Genomic DNA, 13,056 nt, shown 5'->3' with positions numbered 1-13,056 from the left:
ATGCATTGCCATTTAACGCATATGGCACTGTGGTTATCCTGGCCGATAAATCAGCAATGAGGGCGCTATGGATCAGACTGACGCAGCAAACCGGGCCAGCCCGGCTCCCCTTCCCGCCGTGGTGGTTGACCGGCGGCCGCTGACCGACCACGTGGCGGACTATGTGCGCGATCTGATCGTGCAGGACATCCTGCAACCCGGCGATCCCATCAATGTGCAAAGCATTTGCAGCACCCTGCAAATCTCGCAGACCCCATTGCGTGAAGCGCTGAAAATGTTGGCGGCCCAGGGGTTGGTGGATTTGCGCCCCAATAAGCGCGTGGTAGTGGCGTCTCTGGCGGCGAATGAAATTGAAGACATGCTGGTGGTGTATACCGAAATGGAAAAACTGGCGGGTCGACTGGCGGCGTTGCAAGCGACACCAGACGATCTGCACGCGTTACAGCAGCAGGAACAGGCACTGATGACAGCGTTTCATGCTGGAGAATCGCTGCGCTATTTTCATGCTAACCAAGCCTTTCATCAGGCGTTGGTGCACGCCTCGCACAATGCCACACTGGTTGAGTTGCACAATAATCTCAATGCCCGTCTGTATCGCACGCGTTTTAAAGGGAATCAATGGAATGCACGCAGCGGGGACTGGCAGCGTGTGGCTGAAGAGCACAGTAAAATTCTGCGCGCCATCGAGACGCGCAATGGCGATCTGTGCGCGGAACTGCTGGCACGCCACCTCAACGGTGCGCGTGCATCTCTGCACGCGGACTGATCCAGTTATCCTCCCCGCTGATGCTGCGGGGAGTCTCTTAGGGTTTAGGCTCTACCCATACCCCCGCCAGATTCCCTTCAACACCGTCTGCCGTTGGCGAATGGTCGTGAACGCGCGGGTTGTAAATGGTGATGAACTGCGGCGACAACAGGTTAATGTCCGGCGCGTCATGCATCACGATCTGCTGGAACTGGCGGAACTGCGCAACGCGTTTGGCATTGTCGTTTTCCGTTTGCGCGGCTTCCAGCAGGCGGTCGACGTCGGGGTTAACGTAGTGCGAGGTGTTGGAGAACGGCAACCCGACGCGGTAGTTCTTCGACCAGTAAAGACGCTGTACGCCTGCGGTAGGATCGTACAAGTTGGCGAACATGTTCAGTGCCAGCGCAAAGTCGCGATCGGTGTAGACGCGTTTGGTGTGCGACGAAATGTCCGATGAGCGCAGCGTGACCGCAACGCCAATTTTTGCCAGTGCCGCCCGTGTGAAATCGGCGATACGACGGAACGCATCGTCATAGGTGTTGTAATCCAGCGTGATGCTAAAGCGAGTGCCGTCTGCGCCGCGCGGGTATCCCGCTTCATCCAGCAGGCGGTTAGCGGCCGCCAGATCGAAGGGATAGGGGGTCGGCGACGGATCGTGGAAGGTTTTCAAACCGGGGGCAACGGGAGAAGCCGTCGGCGTCGCCAGGCCAAAGTAGGCAATTCGCACCAGCGCATCCCGGTCAATGGCGTGAGAAAACGCCTGACGCACGCGCAGGTCTTTGAAAATCTTATCATCCAGATTGAATTGCAGCGAGGCGACACTGTAGGAGTAATTGTTCCCTTTGGTTTCAAAGCCCAGTTTGCCCTCTTTCTTCAATCGGGCAATTTCACTCAGCGCAACCGGCGTGCGGTAAGCGATGTCCGCATCTCCGGTTTCCAGCGCCAACGTGCGCACCACGGCATCCGGCGAGAACTTGACGATCAACTGATCCAGATAGGGTTTTGGGGCATCCCAGTAGTTGGGATTGCGTTTATAGACAATGTGGCTGCCGCGTACCCATTCGCTGAAAATATACGGACCGGTGCCGACCGGCGCATTGTTATTGGCATTTTTCAGCGGATCGCTGCCCGGCACGTCATAGATGTGTTTTGGCAGAATCGGTGTTTCGCCGGCGGCAAACGCGCGCAGCAGATAAGGAGCCGGGTGTGATAACTCAAAGACGGCAGTCAGCGCATCGGGGGTTTTAATATCGCTGACGTTAGCAAAGGTGCTTCTGGCGCGCGGGTGTATTTGTTTAAGCAACTGAATAGAGTAGGCCACGTCAGCGGAGGTAAAAGGCTGACCATCGTGCCATTTTACACCCTGACGCAAATGAAAGGTGTAGGTTTTACCATCGGGGCTGATGTCCCAGGACGTTGCCAGCTGCGGTTGTGGATTAAGATCGTAATCGTAGGTCAGCAACCCTTCCGTGACTTTGCCACTGACCGCAATTGCCGGTTGAGCGACAGTCGCCAATGAAACCAATGTGGACGGCTCACTGGACAGTATCAGCGTCAGTGCACCACCGCGCTGCGGCGTGGTGGCGGCGTGTGCGCTGGCTGCCAGCCATCCTGAAAGCAGCAGTGCGTTGCCTCCCCAGCGAGACAAACGGGTAAACCATGACATAAAACCCCCTGGTTGAAGATCAAAAAAGCAAAAATGGACGAATGAAATTCAACCTAACAAATATATATTTTATATTGTATAAACTTTATGGGATAACCAATTGCGTAAACTGGAAATGCACGCCACGCGGTCCGTCTATGCCTGTCCTTTAACCGCTCACAGCGCTTTTTCTTCCCCCCCGAGCACAATCATTTCCTGAGAGGCGTGAAGCCACACGCTTTTCACATGAGTCGGTTGGCGAAAGGCGATTGTGCCAGCAGGGGGCATCGGCATGCGTTGGCAATGCGTCAATTCAATACCACCGTTATCTATCTGAGCGAGTTGGCTCAGGCAATGAGGTTTTTGGCGCGCGCGGGGCATAAATTCCCCTTTGCTGACGTGGAACAAGCGGTAAAGGCTGTCTAGCTTCATTAACTTCACATCCATAGACGCTCAGGTGGCAACATGCCCCCGAAATAACGGCGCTATTATGCTGATAAATAAAGGTATGTCTGTCAAAAATCGGTCTGTTGGATAGACCGTATAGCAAACAAGTTACGGATGCGCCGTCGTGCTTGGTTGTACGGCGCTTGCGGGGATGATGGGGAGCTGTTCATCATGGTGGATACGAGCACGTAACGAATCGTCCGGCTTTTCTTTGCCCGAACGCGAATAGTCATAAGGCAACAGCAAGGTATCCATAACGGCAGAAAACGGCATATCGAGGATCACCAGTGGCGTCATGGCCCAACTGGCATCTTCACTGTGCAGGGCGTCCATATTGGCACGCGTACCGGGATAATAACCCTGATGGGGGCCGGTATGTGTCATCACGCTGGAACAGCCGCTGGTAAGTGCCAGCCCGCTTCCTGCTATCAACAAAGAGAGTGCAGTACGCCTCAGTACTTTCATATCGCTGTCCATTGAGAAATGGTTTGCCTTTGTGCCATGGGCTCTATGTAAGATGTCATGTTTTGTGTTGTGGCGGTAGTACTTCATTTTCCGATAAATTTTTTGGAAAAGGAAAAATTGCGTCGATCGTGGCCTTGAAAGTTTGAACCCGGTCCCCATCTTTATGGTAACCCCAGATTATGACGCTATGCCGACAGGGTAGCCGATGGGGTGTAGGGCCTGTCTATCAAAGAAGGTTCATATCAATCCTCGCTGAAGGTTTAGGAGGCTGTAATGCGTAATTTTGATTTTTCACCCCTGTATCGTTCCGCCATCGGTTTCGATCGTCTGTTTAATCTGCTGGAAGCCGGACAAAGTCAGGGTAACGGTGGGTATCCTCCCTACAATGTTGAACTGGTGGATGACAACCATTACCGCATTGCCATCGCTGTCGCTGGTTTTGCCGAGCATGAGCTAGAGATTACCGCTCATGACAATCTGTTGATTGTGAAAGGCGCACACGACGGTGAGCCGGTAACACGTAACTATCTCTATCAGGGCATTGCCGAGCGCAATTTTGAGCGCAAATTCCAGTTGGCTGAGCACATTCAAATTACCGGTGCCAATCTGGAACACGGTTTGTTGTACATCGACCTGGCGCGCGTGGTGCCGGAAACGATGAAGCCGCGCCGTATTGATATCAAATAAGACGACGTTAACGTTTTAACACCCAGTTTAACGCCCGCCCGCCGTTAGGGGGCGAATTCGGTGGAGCCTGTCTGCTCCTCTGAAGGCACACTCTCGCTTCAAAGAAGGAGTCACATTATGCGTAACTATGATTTATCACCGCTGCTGCGTCAGTGGATCGGTTTTGACAAATTGGCCAGCTCAATGCAGGGCAGTCAGGAGGCCGTTGAGTTTCCTCCCTACAACATTGAGAAAAAAGACGACAACCACTATCGCATCACGCTGGCCCTGGCTGGGTTTCAGCAAAGCGAACTTGCGATCGAAGTGGAAGGGCCACGTCTGACGGTCAGTGGTACGCCGACGCCGCCGGAGAAGAAAGTGGAATATCTGCATCAGGGACTCACATTTAAACCGTTCACCCTGAGCTTTACGCTGGCGGAGCACCTGTCTGTCTCCGAGGCGAAATTTGAACTCGGTTTGCTGCATATCGATCTGGTGCGTGAAGTGCCGCTAGAACTGCAACCGCAGCGTATCGCCATTGGCGGCAGCCGCCCTGAGTTGACGCACGCGCCTGACTCGGCCAGTGAGGCTTAATTCGTAAAATAACACGGCGAGTCTGTTACCTATCCCCGGCTTTGCCGGGGATTTTTGTTTTTATAGATAGGCTAAGGTTAAAGCCTGGTGTTAATTTATTTTTTGATGTTTTATTGTTTTGTATAACATGATTTTTTTTGAGTTATTATATGATTTATGTATTTTAATTTGTCTATAGACTCATCTCTTATTGAGAGTGAATAGATTTTAGATTCCTGGTGTTGGCTTATTTTGCCGTCTGGCCCTTGTGGCCAGTTTTTTATTTATAAGTACTATAATTTGTTGATGTCACTTGGTAAATAGGCTGTTTTTACAGGGTGTTGCTGTCCCTTTGGACAGTGGCTGTTTTAATCATCGTATGAGTTCAGTGCACATGAGGTTTACACTTGATAAAAATGCTAATGAAGTTTTACGTTCTTACTTAGAACAAAAACTAAAAATCATCAAAGGCGTGGTTTTCGCTTATAGCATAATAAATAAAAGAAATCTTTCGGAGATTTCTGTTATCTCCAATTATCATGAGGAATGGGTAAAGACTTATTTGGATAACAAATTTCAGTATATAGACCCGGTTGTGATAATGGCACTTAGACGTAGTTCTCCGTTTGCATGGAATGAAGATATTACAATCTTTTCAGATATCAAATCCACAAAGATCTTTTCTCTTTCTAAAAAATATAACATTGTGAATGGATATACATTTGTATTGCACGATCACGCAAATAACTTGGCGACATTATCGTTAATCCTTGACGCGGATTCAAATAGAAATTTGGAAAGTGAAATCCAAGAAAACAAAAGTAAATTACAGTTATTGCTCATTGAGAGTCATGAAGAAATAGCAACATTTTATGCTGATAACAGTAAGGCTCCATTCTCGAACAGAGCCTTATTAACAACAAGGGAAAATGAGGTTTTATATTGGTGTAGCATGGGTAAAACTTATTCAGAAATAGCTCTGATTGTAGGTATCTCACCAAGGACGGTTAAGTTTCATATGGCAAGCGTGACATCAAAGCTTGGTGTTATTAATGCAAAACAAGCAATCCGTCTTAGCATGGAGTTAGATCTAATCAAAAGGCCGCAATGATAGAGGCCATGTGTGTAGCTCTGAATTAGAGCACGATAGCTTAGCGCTTATTTTTGATGATAATTCCATCTGGTTTTCTATTCCAACCGGAAGGAATAATAAATAGATGCGTTCCTGTTCCGATAAACATCCCTCTTTTATATTTTCAAATTTCCATCCGGATCGTTTTAAAATCGACAACATTGCCTTGCTTACGATAGTGTAAATGCCATCAAATCCATGATGGCGAGAGTAGTTTATCATTGATAATAGAAGGATTGTGCTAATTGGATAATCACAGCTTAAGAATTTTTTTGCTCTATCTTTTTGCACAAAAAAGCGACTTGATTCTATATAATTTCCATTTTTAAAATCAACCTCCCCAAAATAGGAATGGAAAGTATGTGTTATCATATTAGGTTTATTTATTCTTATAAAGCGTACGCTACAAATGATTTTTGATTGTAATGTTCCTATTATATAGTTTGTGTCCATGTTATCATATTCATCAAATTCCATATCATTTTTGCATTTCACCTGCCAATTTAGCCTCTCTTTGAAAGTTTTCCTTCTCAGATGAAATATATTATTATGATTTTTTTTAATGTCATTGTAACTGGTTTCAAAAATTTTGAACATAATATCCTCCATAAAAAACATATTAAGTTAATGAAATTATAATTTTATGATTAATTATTGTTAAGTTCGTGGTTGCTACATTCCATGTGAAAATTTAACATATCTTAAAATAAAAATCACTGCTGGCTTAATTTAATTGATATTATCGTAAGTATAAAACCTTAAATATGATGGAAAACACTTAAAATATTATCGCTGATCACTTCGATTATCATTTTGTTGAATGAGTGAGCCAATTAATTAGTTAATTTTTTGGTAGCAATAATCGACATGTATGTAAACAATGACCATAAGTTAGCTAGGTCCAACCCCCTTGCTCTTTTGCCGTCGGGGGATATTTGTTGAGAGCACTTAAGGAATAACAAAAGTTTAGCTAGCGTTATTTTTGGAACTAAATAATCATAATTACGGGAGAGTGTAGATTATAATCGACTGAATGTGCACGTCATATGATTGTTTTTGCTAAATATTATTAACAAAGCTGCTTAATCATACAGTGATTTTTTATTTCCCCATCACTCATAAGGATTTGTGCTGGAAGGCACGGATTCTCGCTTCCCCTTCTGCCAGACTGCCTGTCAGTGGCGCTTTTGTCGCGTCGGTCTAGACTGATTTTCAAGCGAAAGACGGCTGCACAAGGATACGGCTATGAGTGATATCGCACTGACCGTGAGTATGCTGGCGTTAGTAGCAGTATTGGGGCTGTGGATAGGCAATTGGCGTATCTACGGCGTTGGGTTGGGCATTGGCGGTGTGCTGTTTGGTGGCATTGTGGTGGGGCATTTTGCCCAATACTTCCAGTTCACCCTCAACAACGACATGCTGCACTTCATTCAAGAGTTTGGACTGATCCTGTTTGTCTACACCATCGGTATTCAGGTGGGCCCCGGCTTCTTCTCTTCATTACGCGTTTCCGGCCTGCGGCTAAACGGCTTCGCGCTACTGACCGTGCTGTTGGGCTGTATTGTCACCATCATCATTCACAAGCTTTTCGCTGTTCCGTTGCCGATTATTCTGGGGATTTTCTCGGGCGCGGTGACTAACACCCCGTCTCTGGGGGCCGGGCAGCAAATCCTGACCGACTTAGGCTCGAATCCGGGGCAGGTCACCCTGATGGGAACCGGATATGCGATGGCTTATCCGCTAGGTATCTGCGGCATCTTGCTGGTGATGTGGCTGCTGCGCGTCGGGTTTCGCATCATGGTTGAGGCAGAAGCCAGGCAATTTGATAACCGTAACGGCCATCACCATGAGCAGTTGCAAACCATGAATATCAAGGTGAACAACCCGAACTTGCAGGGGTTGGCGATTCAAGATGTGCCGATGCTCAATAGTGATGCGATTGTCTGCTCCCGGCTGAAACGCGGCGATACGCTGATGGTGCCTGCACCTGCCACCTTGATTCAACTGGGCGATTATCTGCATCTGGTAGGAGCCCGACATGATTTGGATCAGGCGCGTCTGGTGATAGGCGATGAGGTCGATACGTCGCTCTCCACGCGTGGTACCGATCTGCACGTAGAGCGTGTGGTCGTGACGCATGACAAGGTGCTTGGGCGAAAAATTCGTGAGTTGAATCTAAAGCAGAACTACGACGTCGTGATTTCACGGCTCAATCGTGCCGGTGTGGAATTGGTCGCCAGCAATAATGCCACGTTGCAGTTTGGCGATATTCTTAACCTGGTGGGGCGCAAGTCGGCCATCGATGCGGTCGCGGATATTGTTGGCAATGCCCAGCAGAAGCTACAGCAGGTGCAAATGCTGCCGGTGTTCATCGGCATTGGTCTTGGCGTGTTGGTGGGGTCTGTGCCCCTGTTTATTCCCGGTTTCCCCGTTGCTCTGCGGCTTGGATTAGCCGGAGGGCCTTTGGTGGTGGCGTTGATCCTCGGGCGTATTGGTGGCATTGGTAAGCTCTACTGGTTTATGCCACCCAGTGCGAATCTGGCATTGCGCGAATTGGGGATTGTGCTGTTCCTTTCCGTGGTGGGGCTAAAATCGGGTGGTGATTTTTTTGATACCCTTATCTACGGTGAAGGTATCTGGTGGGTGGCCTACGGTGCCTGCATTACTATCATTCCGCTGTTAATCGTCGGTGTGTTGGCGCGAACGCTTGGGAAAATGAACTATCTGACGCTGTGTGGGATGTTAGCCGGTTCGATGACGGATCCGCCTGCGCTCGCCTTTGCCAACGGATTGCATGCCACCAGCGGGGCCGCCGCGCTCTCGTATGCGACGGTTTATCCTCTGGCGATGTTTTTGCGCATTATGTCCCCTCAACTGCTGGCGGTATTATTTTGGAGCCTGTAAGTGAGAAGGGTTAGAGCGAGAGAATAACGCGGTATTATTTACCGCGTTATTCTCTTATTTAGTATATCACTTTTTCTAATAACTTAATTTCCATTTATTACACTGTGACTGATCGCCCTTTTTTTTCGTAACACATGATGCTAAATGACCAATATATTTAAACTATTAAATCGGTTTAGTAAGTAAAATAACGATCATTAAACTGCCGTTTACTTTATTATGTTCAACGTTAATCATACGATTTGATGGGGCGAGAAAAATACCCTGACCAATTGTTTTCTCGCCTTTTTTTCTGCTGCTGATGTATCCGCTTTACAAAATATCCTTATTACCGAATTAGAATGACAATCAAGAGAATAAGATATTGGTAATCGGGGTGATGAAGGAAGAATAACGAAACACCGCTCCTCCGCACTGCATTGGGTGGGAAAAAACGAATTCCGTTTTAATCTTCTAGCGTGGTGTTTTTATGTCTGCAAACAGTAGCAGGTTAGTTAAGCTCCTCATCATTATCGGTATTGCTATCGCGTTATGGTTATTGCCTGTGCCGGAGGGCGTCAAGCCTGATGCTTGGCACCTGATGGCCATCTTCATTGCCACCGTTATTGGTCTTATTCTCTCCCCGTATCCCCTCGGTGCCATGGCGATGTTCAGTTTGACGTCCGTGGCGATCCTTGGTTTGCTCTCGATTAAGGACGTGTTGGCTGGCTTTAGCGACCCGACCATCTGGATGATCGCCTGCGCCTTCTTTATCTCGCGCGGCTTTATCAAAACCGGCTTTGGCCGTCGTATCGGTTTGTTGTTCATCAGCAAACTGGGTAACAGCTCGCTCGGTCTGGCTTATGGTCTGGTGTTTACCGACCTGTTGTTTGCCCCGGCGATGCCTTCCACCTCGGCGCGCTGCGGTGGGATTATCACGCCGCTATTCCGCTCTATCTCTGAGGCTTATGATTCTACGCCGGAGAAAGGCACCCAGCGCCGTATCGGGGCGTTTCTGGTGCAGTCCATTTTCCAGTGTAACGCCATCACTTCAGCCATGTTCATGACCTCCATGGCGGGTAACCCAATGGTGGCGAAGCTGGCGGCGCAGCTCGGTATTCACATCAGTTGGACCGATTGGGCGTTGGCAACGCTGGTGCCGGGTATTCTCTCCTTGGCACTGATCCCTTATCTCATCTATCGCTTCTATCCGCCTGAATTGAAAAAAACCACGGAAATGCGTGCCATTGCCGTGGAGCGTTTGCGTGAAATGGGGCGCATGACACGTGACGAATGGGTGGTCTTAGGCGTATTCCTTGGGCTGGTGACCTTCTGGGTGTTGGGTTCCACGCTGAATATCGATGCAACCTTGACCGCGCTGGCGGGGCTGAGCGTGCTGTTGTTGAGCCGTGCGCTGAGCTGGGATGACGTGGTCGGCGAGAAAGAAGCCTGGCACACCGTAGTATGGTTCGCCGTGCTGATGACCCTGGCAGGGCAGCTGAACAAGATGGGGCTGATCGCCTGGTTAGGTCAACTGGCGGGCAACGCTGTCAGTGGGTTCCATTGGTTGCCGATGCTTGGCATCTTGCTGCTGGTGTACTACTACAGCCACTATCTGATGGCGAGTGCGATTGCCCATATCAGCGCCATGTATGCCATCTTCGTTTCCATTGCCTTAGCCGCAGGTGCACCGCCGATGTTGACCGTGCTGGCATTTGGTATCTTCAGTAACCTGTTCATGTCCACCACGCACTATTCAAGCGGTCCGGCACCGATTCTGTTTGGATGTGGTTATATGCCGTTGGCAACCTGGTGGAAAATCGGCTTCTTTATCAGCCTGGTTGTGATTCCTATCTGGCTGGGTATTGGCGGTATGTGGTGGAAGGTATTGGGATTCTGGTAATCCCTGTCGGCCTGCGATTTTCGTTGCCCCGTCACGCGGGGCAATAACGCAGGACGATAAATATGGCAAAACAGGTTAAGATAAGGATATCCAAGGTGATTCCGGAGCAAGACATGAGCAGGACAAAAGCACCGATGAAGCTGGGAACATCCGTTTTTCTGATGGTCTCTGTCGTGCTAGGCGCCGTGTTGCTGGTGGTCTATGCTCTGCTGTTTTTCCGCATTAACCAACTCTCCGAAGACAGCCTGCGCGATAAGGCGTTTGCCATTGCGCGCACCTTTGCCGCTTCCCCGGTGGTGATTGATGAGCTGCAAGGATTGGGTAACCCCGAAGCGGTGCAACGCGCCGCCGAGACCATCACGCACCGCAATCAGCTTCTGTTTGTCACCGTGACCGACATGGACACGGTGCGACATACCCACCCGGAACGGGAGCGTATCGGTGAACATTTTGCCGGGCGAGACATTTACCCGGCGCTGTTTGGGCTGGAAAATACCTCGATCAATCGCGGCACGCTGGACCCGGCGCTGCGGGTATTTACACCGGTTTTTAACAATGATGGCAAGCAGGTTGGCGTCGTAGCGTTAGGGATTGCGCTGACCAGTGTGCAGAAAGTGATCAGCGAAAACCGTTGGATGATCCCCTGGGCGCTGTTGGCTGGGGCGTTAGTTGGCGGGCTTGGCACGTTAGTGCTGGTGAAAATCCACAAGCGCATCATGCTGGGGTTTGAACCCTATGAAATTTCCAATCTGTTTGAACAGCGCAACGCCATGCTGAAACAGATTAAGGAAGGGGTGATTGCCGTGGATGACAGTGGTCGGATTACGGTGATTAACGATGAAGCGCGCAGGCTGTTCCGACAAGGCAATATGGCGGCCAATGCCTCGGCAGAAACCATCAGCGAGCAGTGGATGGAGCACCTTCGACTCAGACAAGTGCTGGAAAGTGGTATCGCCCAGCGCGATGAAGAGATCAATATCAACGGCAACTTGCTGCTGACCAATACTGTGCCAGTGACGGTGAAAGGTAACGTGATTGGTGCTATCGCCACGTTCCGCGACAAGACTGAAATTGGCCAGTTGTTGCAGCGTTTGACGGGGATGTCCTATTACGCCGATGCGTTACGGGCACAGTCCCATGAGTTTATGAATAAGCTGCATGTGATTTTGGGCATGCTGCATTTGAAATACTACTCGCAGTTGGAAGACTATATTTTAAAAACGGCGAACAACTATCAGGCAGAAATCGGCTCGATTATTCGCAAGGTGAAATCGCCGGTGATTGCCGGGTTCTTACTAGGTAAAATCAACCGGGCGCGCGACCTTGGCATCCAGCTATCAATCACTGAAGAGAGCCTGTTGCCCGAGACCGACGATATGGATGCCACCAATGAGTTGATCACCGTTTTGGGTAACCTGATTGAGAATGCCATGGATGCAATGAGTAACATGGAAAACGGAGAAATCAGCGTGAGTTTCCATCATCAGGATGGGCGCTTGCACTGCATCGTGGGCGATGATGGCCCCGGCATTACGCCAGAAAATCAGCACCGTATTTATGAACAAGGATTCTCCACCAAGGGATCCGGGCGCGGAATCGGTCTTTACCTGACCAAGCAGAGCCTGGAAAAAGTGGGCGGCAGTATCGATTTTGAGTCGGAACCTGAGGTGTATACCCAGTTTTTCGTGAATATCCCTTATCAAGCCAAGGCTGTTTAACCATGATAAATGTACTGATTGTTGATGACGATGCCATGGTTGCAGAACTTAACCGTTCCTATCTGAGCCAGGTGCCCGGTTTCAACTGTTATGCAACGGTGCCAACGTTACAGCAGGCGCGAAATTTACTGATGCAGCCGGATTCCGAGATTGATCTGGTGCTGCTCGATATCTATATGCAGCAGGATAACGGGTTGGATCTGCTGCCGACCATTCGTGAGTTTAGCGAACAGACGGATGTGATTATCATCTCCTCCGCCAGTGATGTGTATACCATTAAGAAAGCACTGCATTACGGCGTAGTCGATTACCTGATTAAACCGTTCCAGTTCTCTCGCTTTGAGCAGGCGCTGACCGCCTACCGCGAAGAAGCAAATCTGCTGAAACATCGAGAATTTGTTGCTCAGTCGGATATTGATAGCCTGATTCGTCGCACCAGCGGCGGCGTGGCCGGCGAGCGTAAAAAGCTACCGAAAGGGCTGACCAGCCTGACGTTACGCACCGTCTGCGAATGGATTGAAGGCAATCAAGGGGCTGAGTTTTCCACGGAAATGCTGGCGAACGCGATTGGTATTTCCCGCGTATCTTGCCGTAAATATCTGATATATCTCGCTGATACTAATATTCTCGCCACCAATATCCTCTACGGATCGACCGGCCGCCCTGTCTATCTCTACCGCCTGCTGCCCGAGAAACAAGACGCGCTGCGTCAGTATTGCGAGTAATCGCTGTTTCTCTCTTCGTGCTATCGTATAGGCGATAGCGCGATGTTTTTATCATCATGTTCTTTCTATATTATTCGTGTATTCTCATCAGTTGGCATTGGTATCTCCACACAGCGTTCTCCTCTTTTTCGTATTTCAATCAAGACTAAATAAA

12 protein-coding genes are annotated in these 13,056 nt (G+C 49.1%); 8 read left to right on the top strand and 4 right to left on the bottom strand.

Features of this window, described 5'->3' with window-relative positions:
* Nucleotides 1-67: 67 nt before the first annotated feature.
* Nucleotides 68-766: a GntR family transcriptional regulator gene (locus J5224_RS05570; protein ID WP_264624415.1), complete on the top strand. Its 699-nt coding sequence runs from the start codon at nt 68-70 to the stop codon at nt 764-766.
* 37 nt (nt 767-803) lie between these two features.
* Here J5224_RS05570 and J5224_RS05565 read toward each other — a convergent pair whose 3' ends face one another.
* From J5224_RS05565 to J5224_RS05555, 3 genes are all read right to left on the bottom strand, one after another.
* Nucleotides 804-2,411 (bottom strand): ABC transporter substrate-binding protein, encoded by a 1,608-nt coding sequence (locus tag J5224_RS05565; RefSeq protein WP_264624414.1) that lies wholly within the window; start codon nt 2,409-2,411, stop codon nt 804-806.
* A 156-nt stretch (nt 2,412-2,567) separates the two neighbouring features.
* Complete coding sequence (locus J5224_RS05560) at nt 2,568-2,822, bottom strand: hypothetical protein (RefSeq protein ID WP_264624413.1); 255 nt, start codon at nt 2,820-2,822, stop codon at nt 2,568-2,570.
* 123 nt (nt 2,823-2,945) lie between these two features.
* Nucleotides 2,946-3,302 (bottom strand): YceK/YidQ family lipoprotein, encoded by a 357-nt coding sequence (locus tag J5224_RS05555; protein WP_264624412.1) that lies wholly within the window; start codon nt 3,300-3,302, stop codon nt 2,946-2,948.
* A gap of 273 nt (nt 3,303-3,575) precedes the next feature.
* Between J5224_RS05555 and ibpA the strand changes: the two genes are divergently transcribed.
* The 3 genes from ibpA to J5224_RS05540 all read left to right on the top strand — a co-directional run bounded on the left by ibpA (nt 3,576) and on the right by J5224_RS05540 (nt 5,652).
* A complete protein-coding gene (ibpA, locus tag J5224_RS05550; protein WP_264624411.1) occupies nt 3,576-3,989 on the top strand; it encodes a small heat shock chaperone IbpA in 414 nt (137 codons plus the stop codon).
* Nucleotides 3,990-4,106: 117 nt separating this feature from the next.
* On the top strand, nt 4,107-4,562 hold the full coding sequence (gene ibpB / locus J5224_RS05545) for a small heat shock chaperone IbpB (protein WP_264624410.1): 456 nt from the start codon (nt 4,107-4,109) through the stop codon (nt 4,560-4,562).
* Nucleotides 4,563-4,929: 367 nt separating this feature from the next.
* Nucleotides 4,930-5,652: a helix-turn-helix transcriptional regulator gene (locus tag J5224_RS05540; RefSeq protein ID WP_413544647.1), complete on the top strand. Its 723-nt coding sequence runs from the start codon at nt 4,930-4,932 to the stop codon at nt 5,650-5,652.
* On the opposite strand, the gene J5224_RS05535 is transcribed toward J5224_RS05540, so the two are convergent.
* Entirely contained in the window at nt 5,632-6,270 is a 639-nt protein-coding gene (locus tag J5224_RS05535; RefSeq protein WP_264624408.1) for an acyl-homoserine-lactone synthase, read from the bottom strand. The genes J5224_RS05540 and J5224_RS05535 overlap by 21 nt on opposite strands.
* 648 nt (nt 6,271-6,918) lie before the next feature.
* On the opposite strand from J5224_RS05535, the gene J5224_RS05530 reads away from it, so the two are divergent.
* The 4 genes from J5224_RS05530 (at nt 6,919) to dcuR (ending at nt 12,902) form a co-directional block, all read left to right on the top strand.
* Nucleotides 6,919-8,577: a putative transporter gene (locus tag J5224_RS05530; protein ID WP_264624407.1), complete on the top strand. Its 1,659-nt coding sequence runs from the start codon at nt 6,919-6,921 to the stop codon at nt 8,575-8,577.
* Nucleotides 8,578-9,046: 469 nt separating this feature from the next.
* Entirely contained in the window at nt 9,047-10,459 is a 1,413-nt protein-coding gene (locus tag J5224_RS05525; protein ID WP_264624406.1) for an anion permease, read from the top strand.
* 113 nt (nt 10,460-10,572) lie between these two features.
* Nucleotides 10,573-12,177: a sensor histidine kinase gene (locus J5224_RS05520; RefSeq protein WP_413544645.1), complete on the top strand. Its 1,605-nt coding sequence runs from the start codon at nt 10,573-10,575 to the stop codon at nt 12,175-12,177.
* A gap of 2 nt (nt 12,178-12,179) precedes the next feature.
* Complete coding sequence (dcuR, locus tag J5224_RS05515; protein WP_264624405.1) at nt 12,180-12,902, top strand: two-component system response regulator DcuR; 723 nt, start codon at nt 12,180-12,182, stop codon at nt 12,900-12,902.
* Nucleotides 12,903-13,056: the final 154 nt, after the last annotated feature.

This window comes from Candidatus Symbiopectobacterium sp. NZEC135 (assembly GCF_025962695.1).
This window is presented reverse-complemented; position numbering and strand designations above follow the sequence as displayed.